The organism is Curtobacterium subtropicum, assembly GCF_030362975.1.
Lineage (GTDB): Bacteria > Actinomycetota > Actinomycetes > Actinomycetales > Microbacteriaceae > Curtobacterium > Curtobacterium subtropicum.
Map to the genome: position 1 here is coordinate 168,985 of NZ_JAUCMM010000006.1, position 15,539 is coordinate 184,523.

General features: G+C 70.8%; 16 protein-coding genes and 1 tRNA gene. 11 read left to right on the top strand and 6 right to left on the bottom strand.

Annotated elements, in window-relative coordinates; all coding sequences use genetic code 11:
- Positions 1–61: 61 nt before the first annotated feature.
- From QUG98_RS10455 to secA, 3 genes are all read left to right on the top strand, one after another.
- Entirely contained in the window at positions 62–811 is a 750-nt protein-coding gene (locus QUG98_RS10455; RefSeq protein WP_289470469.1) for a ComF family protein, read from the top strand.
- Positions 812–1,007: 196 nt separating this feature from the next.
- Complete coding sequence (gene hpf, locus QUG98_RS10460) at positions 1,008–1,745, top strand: ribosome hibernation-promoting factor, HPF/YfiA family (protein ID WP_289470470.1); 738 nt, start codon at positions 1,008–1,010, stop codon at positions 1,743–1,745.
- Positions 1,746–1,892: 147 nt separating this feature from the next.
- Positions 1,893–4,679, top strand: a complete 2,787-nt coding sequence (gene secA, locus QUG98_RS10465; protein WP_289470471.1) for a preprotein translocase subunit SecA — start codon at positions 1,893–1,895, stop codon at positions 4,677–4,679.
- 87 nt (positions 4,680–4,766) lie between these two features.
- Here secA and QUG98_RS10470 read toward each other — a convergent pair whose 3' ends face one another.
- Positions 4,767–5,264, bottom strand: a complete 498-nt coding sequence (locus QUG98_RS10470) for an Rv3235 family protein (RefSeq protein WP_289470472.1) — start codon at positions 5,262–5,264, stop codon at positions 4,767–4,769.
- A 109-nt stretch (positions 5,265–5,373) separates the two neighbouring features.
- Here QUG98_RS10470 and QUG98_RS10475 point away from each other — a divergent pair, with 109 nt between their 5' ends.
- The gene (locus tag QUG98_RS10475; protein ID WP_289470473.1) at positions 5,374–6,879 is read left to right on the top strand and encodes a sensor histidine kinase; all 1,506 of its coding nucleotides are present in this window, start codon (positions 5,374–5,376) and stop codon (positions 6,877–6,879) included.
- A 175-nt stretch (positions 6,880–7,054) separates the two neighbouring features.
- On the opposite strand, the gene QUG98_RS10480 is transcribed toward QUG98_RS10475, so the two are convergent.
- A complete protein-coding gene (locus QUG98_RS10480; RefSeq protein WP_022904217.1) occupies positions 7,055–7,303 on the bottom strand; it encodes a WhiB family transcriptional regulator in 249 nt (82 codons plus the stop codon).
- A 257-nt stretch (positions 7,304–7,560) separates the two neighbouring features.
- On the opposite strand from QUG98_RS10480, the gene QUG98_RS10485 reads away from it, so the two are divergent.
- Positions 7,561–7,992, top strand: coding sequence for a hypothetical protein (locus QUG98_RS10485; protein ID WP_058730028.1), 432 nt, complete (start codon positions 7,561–7,563; stop codon positions 7,990–7,992).
- Positions 7,993–8,065: 73 nt separating this feature from the next.
- Here the strand turns inward: QUG98_RS10485 and bcp are convergent, their stop codons facing one another.
- Positions 8,066–8,536: a thioredoxin-dependent thiol peroxidase gene (gene bcp / locus QUG98_RS10490; RefSeq protein WP_289470474.1), complete on the bottom strand. Its 471-nt coding sequence runs from the start codon at positions 8,534–8,536 to the stop codon at positions 8,066–8,068.
- Between the two features lie 113 nt (positions 8,537–8,649).
- Between bcp and QUG98_RS10495 the strand changes: the two genes are divergently transcribed.
- Positions 8,650–8,725, top strand: a tRNA-Lys gene (locus tag QUG98_RS10495).
- A 163-nt stretch (positions 8,726–8,888) separates the two neighbouring features.
- Here QUG98_RS10495 and QUG98_RS10500 read toward each other — a convergent pair.
- Positions 8,889–9,539: an IMPACT family protein gene (locus tag QUG98_RS10500; RefSeq protein WP_289470475.1), complete on the bottom strand. Its 651-nt coding sequence runs from the start codon at positions 9,537–9,539 to the stop codon at positions 8,889–8,891.
- Positions 9,540–9,622: 83 nt separating this feature from the next.
- Between QUG98_RS10500 and QUG98_RS10505 the strand changes: the two genes are divergently transcribed.
- The 4 genes from QUG98_RS10505 to QUG98_RS10520 all read left to right on the top strand — a co-directional run bounded on the left by QUG98_RS10505 (position 9,623) and on the right by QUG98_RS10520 (position 11,905).
- Positions 9,623–10,063, top strand: coding sequence for a hypothetical protein (locus tag QUG98_RS10505; protein ID WP_289470476.1), 441 nt, complete (start codon positions 9,623–9,625; stop codon positions 10,061–10,063).
- Positions 10,060–10,521 carry an ImmA/IrrE family metallo-endopeptidase gene (locus QUG98_RS10510; protein ID WP_289470478.1) on the top strand — a complete coding sequence of 154 codons (462 nt, stop codon included), beginning with the start codon at positions 10,060–10,062 and terminating at the stop codon, positions 10,519–10,521. The genes QUG98_RS10505 and QUG98_RS10510 overlap by 4 nt, the downstream gene beginning before the upstream one ends.
- Positions 10,518–11,468, top strand: coding sequence for a hypothetical protein (locus QUG98_RS10515; protein ID WP_289470480.1), 951 nt, complete (start codon positions 10,518–10,520; stop codon positions 11,466–11,468). The genes QUG98_RS10510 and QUG98_RS10515 overlap by 4 nt, the downstream gene beginning before the upstream one ends.
- Positions 11,469–11,692: 224 nt before the next feature.
- Positions 11,693–11,905 (top strand): SCO4848 family membrane protein, encoded by a 213-nt coding sequence (locus QUG98_RS10520; protein ID WP_289470481.1) that lies wholly within the window; start codon positions 11,693–11,695, stop codon positions 11,903–11,905.
- Positions 11,906–12,251: 346 nt separating this feature from the next.
- Here the strand turns inward: QUG98_RS10520 and QUG98_RS10525 are convergent, their stop codons facing one another.
- Positions 12,252–12,557: a hypothetical protein gene (locus QUG98_RS10525; protein ID WP_289470482.1), complete on the bottom strand. Its 306-nt coding sequence runs from the start codon at positions 12,555–12,557 to the stop codon at positions 12,252–12,254.
- A gap of 47 nt (positions 12,558–12,604) precedes the next feature.
- Complete coding sequence (locus QUG98_RS10530) at positions 12,605–14,152, bottom strand: amino acid permease (RefSeq protein ID WP_289470483.1); 1,548 nt, start codon at positions 14,150–14,152, stop codon at positions 12,605–12,607.
- 115 nt (positions 14,153–14,267) lie between these two features.
- On the opposite strand from QUG98_RS10530, the gene QUG98_RS10535 reads away from it, so the two are divergent.
- A complete protein-coding gene (locus QUG98_RS10535) occupies positions 14,268–15,446 on the top strand; it encodes a mechanosensitive ion channel family protein (protein ID WP_289470484.1) in 1,179 nt (392 codons plus the stop codon).
- Positions 15,447–15,539: the final 93 nt, after the last annotated feature.

Genomic DNA, 15,539 nt, shown 5'->3' on the forward strand with positions numbered 1-15,539 from the left:
CTCCTCCACCGTCCGCCAGGTCGGCCCACCCCGGACGTCGGTCGGTCCCGATGATGGACGCATGTCCCCGACGAACCCCCGCTCCCCACGTCCCGGTGCTCCGCCGCACGGGTGGGCGGACGCCCTCCTCGCCCTGCTCGGCCTCGTGCTCCCGGTCACCTGCGTCGGGTGCGGCGCCCCGGACCGCGCGGTGTGTCCGCACTGTCGTGCGGCCCTCGCCGCGGAGCCCCAGCGGCGACGGCTGGTCGCCGGGGTCCGGCTCGACGCGGCCTTCGCCTACCGCGACACGGTCCGGGCACTCGTCCTCGAGCTGAAGCTGCGGGGCCGGACCGACCTCGTACCCGTGCTCGCGCCCCGGTTCGGCGCGCTCGTCGATCGAGCCCTGGCCGACGTGCCGGGCGCGCTGCTCGTCCGGGTCCCCCCGTCGCGGACCAGTGCCCGGCGTCGCGGGTTCGACCCGGTCGTCCTGCTGCTGCGCCGGGCACAGGGGGCCGGCCCGGCAGTCCGGGCACGACGGCGGTCCTGCCGCGCACCCCGCGGTGCGCTCCGGCGGGTCCGCCCGCCGACACCGGCGACCGGACTCCCCGGGCCGACCGGTCACCGTGCCCACGGGCAGAAGGAACGGACCGCGCTCGAACGGGTCGAGGCCACGGTGGGCACCCTCCGCGCCGCACACGTCACGGGCCGTGACGTGGTGGTGGTCGACGACGTCGTGACGACCGGCGTCACGATGGCCGAGGCCGTGCGGGCCGTCCGGGCGGCCGGGGGACGCGTGGTGCGGTGCGTGGCGCTCGCCGAGGTCGAGGAGTGACACCCGCGACCGACGGGGCGCCCGGGTCCCGTGGACGCGGGGTGGACGGGCGGTGACGCCTGAGCGTCCGGTGGGTGTCCGGTGCGACCCGCCGGTCGGCCGTGACGGCAGCCCGGCCGGGGGTCTAGCCTCGCGGCAAGGCGTTCGGGATCGCCGGATGGAGGCGACGCGCCGAAGTACGGATGGGAGCCGCCACATGGACGTGACGATCACGGGCCGGAACGTCGGGGTCACCGATCGATTCCGCACCTACGTCGAACAGAAGTCCGAGAAGATCGACGTGCTCGCCGACCGCGCCCTCGCCTTCGAGGTGCGCCTCAGCCGCCACAACGAGAAGTCCGGCGGCGCCCAGGGCGAGGACCGCGTCGAGCTCACCCTGATCGGCCCCGGACCCCTGGTGCGTGCCGAGTCCGCGGCGTCGGACAAGTACGCGGCGTTCGACCTCGCCTTCGCCCGCATCACCGAGCGGCTGCGCCGGGCCCGCGACCGCCGCAAGGTGCACCGCGGACGCCACCGCCCGACGTCGGTCGCCGAGGCCGCCGGCACCGGGTTCGAGCACATGGGCGTGACGCCGGCCGACGGACGGCTCATCGAGACCGTCGCGACCGGAGCGGTCCCCGTGGTCGAGGAGGCGCACGACGACGACACCGAGGTGTACTCGCCCGTGGTCATCCGGCACAAGGTCTTCGCCGAGGCGCCGATGACCGTCGACGACGCGCTCTACCGCATGGAGCTCGTCGGTCACGACTTCTACCTGTTCGTCGACGCCGAGACGAAGCGTCCGAGCGTCGTCTACCGCCGCAAGGGCTGGGACTACGGCGTGATCGGCATCGACGAGGGCGGTGCGGACGGCAGCGACGCCGGAGCAGCAGCCGCCGTCACCGACGGAGCAGGCGCCGACGACGAGCGCAGTCGCACGGCCGCAGTGGCGTGACCTGCCCCGTGGCCTGGTGCGGGCGTGCGCGGTCCGGTGGACCGCGTACGCCCGTCGGCCTCCCAGCGCACGGCTCCGCCGGGTTGCTAGCATGACTGGCTGTTCGGATCGCGCAGGTCGCGCGCGACGACCCCGTAAGGAGCTCACGTGGCAAACGTGCTGGAGAAGGTCCTCCGCATCGGCGAAGGACGCACCCTCCGACGGCTGAAGGCGTACGCCTCGGCCATCAACGACCTCGAGGACGACTTCGCGAGCCTCACGGACGAGGAGCTCCAGGACGAGACGAAGGAACTCCGTGAGCGCTACGCCAACGGGGAGTCCCTCGACGACCTCCTGCCGGAGGCGTTCGCCGCGGTCCGCGAGGCAGCCAAGCGCACCCTCGGCATGCGGCACTTCGACGTGCAGCTGATGGGCGGCGCGGCCCTGCACCTCGGCAACATCGCCGAGATGAAGACCGGTGAGGGCAAGACCCTCGTCGCGACGACCGCCGCGTACCTCAACGCGATCCCGTCGCGTGGCGTGCACGTCATCACCGTGAACGACTTCCTCGCGTCGTACCAGTCCGAGATCATGGGCCGCGTCTTCCGTGCGCTCGGCATGACCACCGGCTGCATCATCGCGAACCAGTCGCCGGCCGAGCGCCGCGAGCAGTACGCGGCAGACATCACGTACGGCACGAACAACGAGTTCGGCTTCGACTACCTGCGCGACAACATGGCGTGGCAGGCGTCCGACATGGTGCAGCGCGGCCACTACTTCGCGATCGTCGACGAGGTCGACTCGATCCTCATCGACGAGGCTCGGACGCCGCTCATCATCTCCGGGCCGTCCTCGGGCGAGGCGAACCGCTGGTTCACCGAGTTCGCGTCGATCGCCACCCGCCTGATCCCGGGCGAGGACTACGAGGTCGACGAGAAGAAGCGCACCGTGGGCGTCCTCGAGCCCGGCATCGAGAAGGTCGAGGACTACCTCGGCATCGACAACCTGTACGAGTCGGCGAACACCCCGCTGATCTCCTTCCTGAACAACTCGATCAAGGCCGTCGCCCTGTTCAAGAAGGACAAGGACTACGTCGTGATGAACGGCGAGGTGCTCATCGTCGACGAGCACACCGGCCGCATCCTGATGGGCCGTCGCTACAACGAGGGCATCCACCAGGCGATCGAGGCGAAGGAGGGCGTCGAGGTCAAGGCCGAGAACCAGACGCTCGCGACCGTCACGCTGCAGAACTACTTCCGCCTGTACCAGAAGCTCTCCGGCATGACCGGTACCGCTGAGACCGAGGCGGCCGAGTTCATGTCGACCTACAAGCTCGGCGTCGTCCCGATCCCGACGAACAAGCCGATGCAGCGCATCGACCAGACCGACCTCGTCTACAAGAACGAGAAGGCGAAGTTCGAGCAGGTCGCGGTCGACATCGCCGAGCGCCACGAGAAGGGCCAGCCCGTCCTCGTCGGCACCACGAGCGTCGAGAAGTCCGAGTACCTGTCGAAGCTCCTCGCGAAGAAGGGCGTCAAGCACGAGGTCCTCAACGCGAAGAACCATGCGCGTGAGGCCGCGATCGTCGCGCAGGCCGGTCGACTCGGCGCGGTGACGGTCGCCACGAACATGGCCGGCCGCGGAACCGACATCATGCTCGGCGGGAACTCCGAGTTCCTCGCCGTGCAGGAGATGCACGACAAGGGCCTGTCCCCGACGGAGACCCCGGAGGAGTACGAGGCCGCGTGGGACGACGTCTTCGCCGCGGTCAAGAAGACCGTCGAGGAAGAGGGCGACAAGGTCCGTGAGGCCGGCGGGCTCTACGTCCTCGGCACCGAGCGCCACGAGTCCCGCCGCATCGACAACCAGCTCCGCGGTCGTTCCGGCCGTCAGGGCGACCCCGGCGAGAGCCGCTTCTACCTGTCGCTGACCGATGACCTCATGCGCCTGTTCAACTCGGGTGCCGCCGAGAGCCTGATGGGCCGCTCGAACGTGCCGGACGACATGGCGATCGAGAACAAGCTCGTCAGCCGCGCGATCCGTTCGGCCCAGGCGCAGGTCGAGGGCCGGAACGCCGAGATCCGCAAGAACGTCCTGAAGTACGACGACGTCCTGAACCGCCAGCGCGAAGCGATCTACAGCGACCGCCGGCACATCCTCGAGGGCGACGACATCAACGACCGCGCGCAGTCGTTCCTCAAGGCCGTGATCGACGACGTGATCGACACCCACACCGGCGAGGGCTCCCCGGACGACTGGGACCTCGACGCAATGTGGACCGAGCTCGGCACGCTGTACCCGATCTCGATCTCCATCGACGAGGTCATCACCGAGGCCGGGTCGAAGGGCAAGGCGACGCGCGAGTTCCTCGGGCGCGAGATCCTCTCCGACGCGAAGCTCGCGTACCAGAAGCGCGAGGAGGTGCTCGGTGACGAGGCCATGCGCGAGCTCGAGCGCCGTGTGGTCCTGTCGGTGATCGACCGCCGCTGGCGGGACCACCTGTACGAGATGGACTACCTGAAGGACGGCATCGGGCTCCGTGCCATGGCGCAGCGCGACCCGCTGGTCGAGTACCAGCGCGAGGGCTACGCGCTCTTCCAGAGCATGATGGGCCAGATCCGCGAGGAGTCGGTCGGCTACCTGTTCAACCTCGAGGTCCAGGTGCAGTCGGACGGCGACAACGCGGTCATCGAGGCGAAGGGCCTGGGCGAGTCCGAGGCAACCGGGCTCGAGTACTCGGCACCGTCGATCGACGGCGAGGTCGAGGTGCGCGACGAGCGTGGTCGCCTCGAGCAGGCCGCCACCGCACGGGCGCAGCGCGCCCAGGCCGAGGCCGAGGCGGAGGCCACCGGACCGGAGCAGGGCTCCGCGTTCGGCAACGCGGCGACCGCGTCCGGTCAGGCCGCCGCGGCGGGCAACCGCGCCGAGCGTCGTCAGGCCGCCAAGAAGGGCTGATCCACCGTCACGACCCGACGGGAGGCGCGGTGCCGGCTGGCACCGCGCCTCCCGTCACGTCGTCGGCCGTCCGTCCGCGTGATGCGGTCAGAGCACGCCGACCGCGGTCGCGCGCCAGCGCCCCTGCCGGAGCTCCAGGCGCAACGCGACGGCGCGCGCGTGGCTGCGGGTGTGCACCACGACCGCCGCCTCGGCGACACCGGGTGCCGGTTCGCAGATCCGGACGCTCCCGACCTGCACCAGCGGCCGGGCACGGGAGCGTCGTGCGACGGATCGTGCGCGTGCCGCCAGAGCGGCGCGCTGCAGCAGGTGCCGCTGCACGTCCTCCGTGACCCACCGCGCGATGCTGTCGACCTCGCGTCCGCCGGTCAGGATCTCGACCACGCAGAGCCCGAGCGCACGTGCCGTGTCGGCCGGGTCCGGCACGGGCGGCGTGGCGGCGTCGTCCCCGACCGCCGCCGACCCGGGCGCGCTCCCGGTGTTCGGTCCGGTGCGCGGTGCGACGCCCGCCACGGGGACGAGTGCCCTCCGGACCGGTTCGTCCTGCTCGTCGTCCGTGACCGGACGTGCTTCTCCTGCCGCCATGTCCCCTCCGACCCCGAGCGTACGGACGGATGGAACATCTGAAATGTTCATGACTCTCGGTTGTGGAGGCGCGTCGTTCTCCACAGATCGGCGCACCTAGACTGTCCGGGTGTCGACCCTCAGTGACCTCGTCCTCGCGCAAGGCCGATCCTCGGAAGCGGACGTGGAGTGGCTCCACCTGCTCGTGGGGGACTGGCAGCTCCTCGCCGACCTCTCCTTCGCGGACATGGTCCTCTGGGTGCCGACGGCCGAGGACGGCTCGTTCGTGGCCGTCGCCCACGCACGCCCGAGCTCGGCGGCGACGCTGTTCTACCGCGACATCGTCGGGCAGGAGATGCGCGAGGAGTGGCGCGACCAGGTCACCCAGTGCTTCGCGAGTGCCACGGTCGTCGACTCGGCCGAGCCGGACTGGTACGAGGACACCCCGACGCGCGTCCGCGCGATCCCGGTGCTCCGCCGGCTGAACACGAACAGCACCGAGACGACCGACCGGCCGATCGCCGTCGTCACGCGCCACTCGAACCAGGACGAGATGCGGACCCCGAGCCGCCAGGAACTCAACTTCACCGCGAGCGCGAACGACCTGTTCGGCATGATCGCGACCGGGGACTTCCCGGACCTCGGCGCACCCGCGGGCCCGCGCCGTGGAGCGCCCCGTGCCAGCGACGGTCTGCTGCGCCTGGACACCAACGGCACGGTGACCTTCGCCAGCCCGAACGGTCTCAGCGCCTTCAACCGGATGGGCTTCGAGGGGGAGCTCGAGCGGAAGTCCCTCGCCGAGGTCACGACCGAGCTCATCGGCTCGAAGCTCGACGTCGACGAGTCCCTCCCGCTCGTCGTGACCGGTCGTGCGCCGTGGCGTGCCGACGTCGAGGCGAAGGGGGTGACCGTGTCGCTCCGGTCGATCCCGCTGCGTGACCACGGTGAGCGCATCGGCGCCATCGTGCTCTGCCGCGACGTGACCGAGCTGCGCCACCAGGAGCGCGAACTCATCACCAAGGACGCGACGATCCGCGAGATCCACCACCGCGTGAAGAACAACCTGCAGACGGTCGCGTCGCTGCTGCGGATCCAGGCGCGTCGGACCCACTCCGACGAGGCCCGCACCTCGCTGCAGAACGCCATGCGCCGCGTCGCCGCGATCGCCGTCGTGCACGACACGCTGTCGACCGGGCTCAGCCAGAACGTCGACTTCGACGAGGTGTTCGACTCCGTGCTCAAGCTCGTCACCGAGGTCGCCGCGTCGCACAACACGACCGTCCGCCCGAAGAAGACCGGCGAGTTCGGCGTGCTGCCCTCCGAGGCCGCGACGCCCCTCGCGCTCGGACTCACCGAGCTCGTCACGAACGCGGTGGAGCACGGACTCGACGGCCGCGACGGCGAGGTCGAGATCGTCGCGAACCGCGGCGACGACCACCTCGACATCGAGGTCCGCGACAACGGTGTCGGCCTGCCGGAGGGCAAGGTCGGCTCCGGTCTCGGCACGCAGATCGTCCGGACGCTCATCCAGGGCGAGCTCGGCGGCACGATCGACTGGCACACGCTCACCGGCAGCGGGACCGAGGTCACGATCACGATCCCGTTCCGCTGGCTGACCGCGTCCGGCACCGCCTGACCGGACCCGGTTCCGGCGGCAGCGCCGCACCGAACCACGGATCCGACACCGAACCAGCCCATCGTGCTGGTTCGATGTCGGATCGCTGGTTCGACACCGGGCGGGCCCCGCATGCACGACGACGCCCGCCGCTCCACGGGGGAGCGACGGGCGTCGTCGTGTCAGCGGCGCTGCGTCAGGAGGCGCGGCGGGCGCGCGCGGCGCGACGCTTCAGCGCACGACGCTCGTCCTCGCTCAGGCCACCCCAGACACCGGAGTCCTGGTTGTTCTCGAGCGCGTACTGCAGGCACATCTCGGTCACGGTGCAGCGCGCGCACACCGACTTCGCCTTCTCGATCTGGTCGACGGCCGGTCCGGTGTTCCCAACGGGGAAGAAGAGCTCGGGGTCCGCGGTGAGGCAGGCTGCCTGGTCACGCCAGTCCATGTGTGGTGCTCCTTGATGTCGATGCTCGAACGGCAGGCCGGGGCCGCGGCTCGGGGATCGGAACGCTGGCATGCACAGGGCACGAGGGGAACCTGTGGGGGAGGCTTCCGCTGGGAGCGAGTCTGACGCCCGCTGGACGCTCGGGGGAGAAGCGTCGAACCGCGGGAGACGCACACCACATCGTGCCGTCCAAACGACCTCGAATATCGTTCCATACTGGGATGGCCAAATCAAGGGTCCCGATCTGGAGGCTTGCTGTGCCCGACACCACCCCGACCGCTCCGGACCGCACCCCGGACCGCCCGCCCGCCGTCACGACCCTGCTCGTCGTGGTGGGTCTCGAGGCGCTCGCGCTCGTCGTCACCACCGTCGTCCTGCTCGTGGAGTCGATCGTCGCCCCGTCGTCGAGCATCGCCTCGGCGATCGCGCTCACGCTGCTCTGCGCGGTCGCCGCGCTCTGGCTGGTCTCGCTCGTCGTCGGCCTCCGCAACCGCCGCGCGTGGGTGCGTGCCGGCATCCTCGTCTGGCAGGTGATGCAGGGCGCCCTCGCCATCGGTGCGTTCCAGGGCGTGTTCCGCGTCGCCTGGGTCGGTTGGGTGCTCCTGATCCCCGCGTTGCTGGGGCTCACCCTGGTGCTGTCCCGCGCGGTGACGGGCTGGCTCGTCCCGCGCGACGCGCGCGACGAGTAGACGCGACCCCGTGACGGACGGGAGGCGCGGTGCCAGCTGGCACCGCGCCTCCCGTGCGTCACGGGGCCGGGTCTCAGACCAGGCCGAGCTTCTTCCGCAGGCTCGCGACGTGCCCGGTCGCCTTGACGTTGTAGAGCGGCAGCTGCACGACGCCGTCCTCGTCGACCACGATCGTGGACCGGATCGTGCCGGTGACGATCTTCCCGTAGTTGTTCTTCTCGCCCCACGCGGCGTACGCACGGTGCACCGCGAGGTCGGGGTCGCTGAGCAGGGGGAAGGTGAGCGCCTGCTCGTGCTGGAAGGTCTTGAGCTTCGCGGGCTCGTCCTTCGAGATGCCGAGCACCTCGTAGCCGGCCGCCTGCAGCGACGACATGTTGTCGCGGAAGTCGCAGGCCTCCGTCGTGCAGCCCGGGGTCGACGCGGCCGGGTAGAAGTACACGATCACCTTGCGACCGCGCAGGTCGGCGAGGCTGTGCCGCACGCCGTCCTGGTCCGGGAGGGTGAAGTCGGGGGCGGTGTCGCCGGCTGCGAGACGGTCGGTCATGGTGCTCCTGTTCGATCGCGGTGCCCGAGTGGTCGTGAGCACCCGAAAGTCATGCTAATGTTGTTTCCCGTTGCAGCACGGAAGTGCGAGAGCGACAGACAACTGAACACCATGCGCCTCTAGCTCAATTGGCAGAGCAACTGACTCTTAATCAGTGGGTTCTCGGTTCAAGTCCGAGGGGGCGCACCAGCAAGGCCCGGTCGGATCGCTCCGACCGGGCCTTCGTCGTTCCCCCGCGCACGGGCCTCGACGGGTCGTTCGGGGCCTCGGAGCGGCGACACGCGCGAGGTGCGCGCGGGCTCGGGATCCGTCGGACGGATCTCGATCGCCGACCGGGACGCACGAGGAGCCGTCAGGCGGACGGCACGTCGACCACCCTCGTCCCGCCGACGACCGGTGCCAGCGCGCCACCCGACGTCGCCGCCAGCTCCGCACGCAGGAGATCGACGGCGTCCTCGGGTACCCAGAGCGTGAACCCCACCGCGCTGCCGTACTCCGGGTCGTCGAACGTCGCCCCGTGGTGCTGCACCCACTGCCGCAGCACGTTGTCGATCCGGCCGGCGTCCGCGTGCGGCGCGCTGACGTCCACGCGGGTCAGCTCGACACGGTGCACGAGGGCGGCGCGGTCGAGCGTCTCGGACACGGAGGTCGAGTACGCGCGGACGAGTCCGCCCGCGCCGAGCTTCACGCCGCCGAAGTACCGGGTCACGACGGCGACGACGTCGGTCAGGTCGCGACGACGCAGGACCTCGAGCATCGGCACCCCGGCGGTGCCGGACGGCTCCCCGTCGTCGGACGACCGCGCCTGGTCGCCGAGGACCCCCGTGACCATCGCGGAGCAGTTGTGCCGGGCGTCCCAGTACCGCCGCCGCACCTCGGCGACGACGCGCTCCGCGTCCGCGACCCCGGTCACGGGGGCGACGGTCGTGATGAAGCGGGACCGCGTGACGACCACCTCGTGCTCGACGGTGCCGGCGACGGTCGACGGGAAGTGGTGGGGCACGTCGTCGAGGGTAGCCGCGTGTCGTCGGCGGCCCGCGCTAGCATGGCGTGCACAACCGACGACTGGGGAGGAGTCCGATCGACATGACGACCGTGGATCCCAGGGGTGGCGCGCTCGACGCGGCCGAGCTCGCCCGTCGGCTCAACCTGCTGCTCGACTTCGAGGAGTCGCAGCGTGGCGCTCCCGTGTCCTTCGCGGCGATCGAGGAGTACGTCGCGGCACAGGGCGGTTCGCTCTCCCGCGCGAAGTGGACCTACATGCTGTCCGGCGACGGACGGCGCAACCGCGACTCCGACCTGTTGCGCCTGCTCGCCGGGTTCTTCGAGGTCGACGAGCGGTTCCTGCTCGAGGACAGCGCCGTGCCCGAGCGCATCGGGGCGCAGATCGAGCTCGTCCGTGCGCTCCGGTCGGCACGCGTGAGCGGGTTCGCCGCCCGGACCTTCCCGGGGGAGCTCTCGCCCGAGGCCCTGCGACGCATCGCGCGGGTGCTGGAAGAGGAGTCGGCACGAGGGGGTGTCGCGTGACGGACACCTCGGTCGAGGCCTTCTGGGCCCGCGGGGCGGCCGAGGGCTGGTCGGACATCGACCAGGCCGTCGCCGCTGCCGCCGACCACGTCGGCAAGCCGGTCGTCGTGCGCGAGGAGTCGTTCCTCAGCGTCGAACCGGTGTGCGGCTTCGTGGCGACGCTCGAGCACCAGCACCTGGTGATGATCTCGCCGACGAGCTCGGCGACGTTCCGCTCGTTCGTCATCGGTCACGAGCTCGGGCACGTGCTGCACCGGCACTCGGAGCACGCGGCACAGTCGGCGTACGTGCGCGACGTGATCCCGGACGTGCCCGAGTACAAGGTCGAGCGGGCCCTCGCCCGCGGGCTGTTCTCGAACGCCTACGAGCACGAGGCCGAGCTCTTCGCCGACCGTCTCGCCGCGCTGATCCGATCGAACCGGGCCCGTCCGAGCGCCTTCCGCGGGGTCTTCGGGTGATCGTCTCCGTCGCGATGGCGGTGGTGCTCGTCGTCGGGACGGTGGTGTTGTTCCGGCTGCAGCGCGGCCAGGACCGCACGCTCGCGGTGACGTTCCTGCTCTTCACCGCGACGATCGTCACCAACGTCGATCCCCTCTACCGCTGGCTCGATCCGCTCGTCGGCGGCCGCAACGTCGTCACGGTGGTCAGCGACTGCCTGATGGTCGCCGGGACGAGCACGCTCCTGTGGGGGGTCGCGAAGGCCGTCGGCGCCGCCCGGCCGTGGCTCCGGACGGCGATCGTCGTCGCGTTCGTGGTCGTGGTGGTGGTGGTCGTGGCGGCCTACCTCGCACTCGACCGGCCGCCGACCACCACCACGTTCATGCTCGTCGCGGGGGACCAGCCGGCAGCGGCGGTGTACTCGATCGCGCAGACCACGTACCTCGGTACCGCGGTCGGCGCCACGGGCGTGATCTGCACGATGCGCCTACGAGAAGCCCGCACCGCTGCGGACCTGGTCGGCCTCTGGGTGATCGTGCTCGGCGGCGTGCTCGGTGTCGTGCGCATGGTCGTGGTCGCCGTGATGGACGTCGCGCACGTCGTCGGCCGTCTCGACATCACCCGTGCGCTCACGCCGCCGTACGACGTCACGACGCCGGGTGCGGTGCTCTGCATGGCATCGGGGATGCTGCTGCTCGTCATCGGCCACCAGCTCGCGCGCCGGCGCCGTGCACGCCGCCTGGACGCCGCGCTCGCGTCGCTGGCGCACCTGCACGACCGGATCGGCACCGACAACGCGTACCCGGCCACCGAGGACACGGCGACACGGCTCAGTCGCACGATCGTCGAGATCAACGACGGTGCGCGGCGCTCCCGACGGCCCCTGGACGCCGACGAGCGCGCGGTGCTCGCGGAGGCGGAGTCGGCGCTCGACGACGTGCTCGACACCTCCGCGGACCGCGCCTGAGGTCTGCTCGACTGCATCGGTCCGGTCACGTTCCCGAGCAGCGCTCGACGTTCTGCCGCGGTCCCGTGTAGGGTCTGTAGCACGTGCTACACGACGGTCACCCTCGTGCTCGGCACGCCGGGGAGGTCTCGGCCGCGTTGGGGGCGGCCGAGCACCCCCGGGTCCCCCGGTGGCAGGCTCCGGCTCGGGACGGCCGGCTCCCCGCCGTTGTCTAGGATCCTGGTGTGACCGTCTTCGCCGCCATCGTCCTGTTCGTCGCCGCCGTCTTCAACATCGTCACCTGGCCGCGCTTCTTCCAGCGGGTCGCGAAGGACAGCCGGGCGCGCGACGCCGCGGGGAAGCCGACGACGTTCTACACCGTGCACCTGGTGCTGCTGCTCATCGCGCTGGTGATCGCCCTCGCGGCCGTGGTGGCGGGGATCCTGCTGCTGCTCTGACGCGGTCCACGCGCCCGCAGGACGAACGGGAGGCACTGTGCCAGCTGGCACCGCGCCTCCCGTCCGACCGTGGCCACCACGCGCCCGTCCACGCGACCGCAGGCCGCGGTACGCCCCAGGCCAGCGAGACGCCGCCGTGCCGGCAGACGTTCCTTGTCCGCGAGACGCCGCCGGATCCGGCGGCGTCTCGGCGTGGAGACGGCGTCTCGCGCGCTCCGCTCGACGCCGGAACGTCGGGGTCTCGATCGCCGGGGCGACGCCGCACTGTTCGCCGCCCACGCCCACCGCCGCGCAGATCCGGATGCTCGCCTCAGGACGCCGGTACGGCGACCGTGGCAGCTCCGCCTCAGGAAGCCGGCGGCAGCGGCGCCCCGAGCGCCCGCTCGAGCCCGAGCCGCGCGACCTGCTCGTCACCGGTGTCGAGCAGCACGCGGAAGGTCTCGTCCGCGCACACGAACTCCACGCACACGGCGTCGAAGTCGCACGGCTCGATGCGCCACCCGATGACCCGGTCCATCGGCACCTGGGTCAGCCCGTCACGCTCGAAGCTCGTCTCCGCACGGACGGTCTCGTCGTAGACCCGGATCCGCCCGAACGTGCCACGCCACGTCAGCTGGAGGTCGAGCGTGGGGGAGACAGAAGGGTCCGGCACACACCGATCGTACCGGCGCGCACCGGACCCTGTCCGTGGAGGCGCGATCAGCCGCGCGGACCGCCCGAGCCGTCCTGTCCGTCGCGGCGGACCTGGTTCGCGGGGTCGCGGACGCCGATCGGGAACGGCCCGGTCACGCCCTCGCGGAGTGCCGCGATGCGCAGGATGCGGTCACGCTGCAGGAACCAACCGACGATCAGCAGCGGGATGATCACGACGAGCGACGCGATCGTGTAGGTGCCGACGGGGTAGTCGATCGCCATGAGCACGACGACCGACGCCAGGAACGCGAGCGTCAGCCACGAGGTCACCGGGGCGCCCGGGAGCTTGAACGACGGCTCCTTCGCGAGCCCCTGCTTCGCCCACTGCCGGAGCTTCATCTGGCAGAGGATGATCGTGCCCCACGCGGTGATGATGCCGAGGCTCGCGACGTTCAGTGCGATCTCGAACGCCTGCGCCGGGACGAAGTAGTTCAGCGCGACGCCCGCGACGGTGAAGGCCGCGGTGAGCAGGATGCCGGCGTACGGCACGCCGCCCTTCGACATCTTCGTGGTCCACTTCGGCGCGGAGCCGTTCATGCCCATCGAGTGCAGCGCGCGACCGGTCGAGTAGAGGCCGGCGTTGAGCGACGAGAGTGCTGCGGTGAGCACCACGAAGTTCATGATCGACCCGGCGACGACCCCGACCTGCGGGTTGCCGAGCGACGAGAAGAAGGTCACGAAGGGGCTCTCGCCCTCCTTGTACGAGGTGTACGGCAGGAGCAGGGAGAGCAGGACGACCGAACCGACGTAGAAGACCGCGATGCGGAAGACGACGGAGTTGATGGCGCGGGGGATGACCTTCTCGGTGTCCTGGGTCTCGCCGGACGCGGTGCCGACGAGCTCGATCGCGGCGTACGCGAAGACGACGCCCTGGATCACGAGGACCGCGGGCAGCACGCCGTTCGGGATGAGCCCGCCGTTGTCCGCCCAGATCGAGAAGCCCGTCCGGACCGCCTCGCCGCCGGTCTCGACCGGGAACGCGAAGACCAGCCAGACGAGCGCGATCACGAGGAACGCGACGAGCGCGGCCACCTTGATGAGGGCGAACCAGAACTCGAGCTCGCCGAACACCTTGACGGCGACCATGTTCGCGGCGAGCACGACGACGAGCGCGATGAGCGCGAGGAGCCACTGCGGTGCCGCGGTGAAGGCCTTCCAGTACTGGAGGTAGAGCGCGACGGCCGTGGTGTCGACGATCGAGGTCATCGCCCAGTTGAGGAAGTACATCCAGCCCGCGGCGTAGGCGAACTTCTCGCCGTAGAACTCGCGGGCGTAGGAGATGAACGACCCGGAGGACGGGCGGTGCAGCACGAGCTCGCCGAGGGCACGCAGGATGAAGAACGCGAAGACGCCGGCGACCAGGTACGTGACCGCGAGCGCCGGGCCGGCGGTGTTGAGGCGTCCACCCGCGCCGAGGAAGAGCCCGGTGCCGATGGCCCCGCCGATCGCGATCATCTGCAGTTGCCGGGGCTTCAGACCGTGCTGATAGCCCTCCTGCTCGTGCGAGAAGTCGTTCGCGGGCTTCGCAACACCCGTGTCGTTCTGCGCTGTCATGCGCGCCAACCTACATGCGCTGACGCTCCGGGGTGGAACGGAACCCCACCCTGAACGAGACCACAGGAGTGTCGACGCTGAACGTCCGGACGGACGGTTCCGACAGCATGGACGGATGGACACCCTCCTCCGACTCCTCGTCGCGATCGGGATCGCCCTGCTCGTGACCGCAGCCGCAGCGCTCGTCCTGCACCTGGTGCTCCGGACGATCGCGCGCCGTGAACGCTGGGCTGCCGTGCTGTCCCGACGCACGAAGCACCCGGCCCGCACGGTGCTCCTCGTCGCCCTGCTCTGGACGGCCTTCACGACGAGCGTCCCGCACGACGCGGAAGGCTACCCGTGGCGCGACGAGGTCTCGCACGCCTTCCTCATCGCGACGATCGCGGTGGGCTGCTGGCTGGCGTGCCAGATCGCGATCTTCCTCGAGGACCTCGGCCTGCACCGGTACCGGGTCGACGTGCCGGACAACCGGGTCGCCCGGCGGATCCGCACGCAGGTCCTCATCATCCGACGCCTCACGGTCGCCGTGCTCGTCATCATCGCCGTCGGCGCGATCCTGCTCACCTTCCCCGGGGTGGAGGCCGCCGGGGCGAGCGTGCTGGCGTCCGCAGGACTCATCTCGGTGGTGGCGGGCCTCGCCGCGCAGTCCACCCTCGGCAACGTCTTCGCGGGCATGCAGCTCGCGTTCTCCGGGTCGATCCGCGTCGACGACGTCGTCGTGGTCGAGCAGCAGTGGGGCCGCATCGAGGAGATCACGCTGACGTACGTCGTCGTGCACCTCTGGGACGACCGGCGCTTCGTGCTCCCGTCGACCTACTTCACGTCCACGCCGTTCGAGAACTGGACCCGCACCGGCAGCGAGCTCCTCGGCGCCGTCGAGTTCGACCTCGACTGGCGGATCAGCCCGACCGAGATGCGCGAGGAGCTCGACCGCATCCTGTCCACCTCGACGATCTGGGACGGCCGCACCAAGGTCCTGCAGGTCACCGACGCCGTCAGCGGGCTCGTGCGGGTCCGCATCCTGGTGTCCGCGCCGGACGCCGGCGGGTTGTTCGACCTGCGCTGCTACGTGCGCGAGGAGATGGTCGAGTGGGTGCAGCGCGAGCACCCGGACGCGCTCCCGCGGCAGCGGGTCCAGGTCACGCAGGGCACCGAGCGCGTCGGCAAGCGCCGTGCGCGCACCGACGAACAGGACGCCGCGCTCTTCCGCGAGGGCGACGAGCGCGCTGCGCTCTTCACCGGCCCGATCCAGACGTCCGGCATCCGACCGGAGGAGATCCCGCCGGAGCGCTGAGCCGGCGTGACGCGACCAGACGACGGACGGGAGGCGCGGTACCAGCCGGTACCGCGCCTCCCGTCCGTCTCCGTGTCACCGCCGCGACCGCGA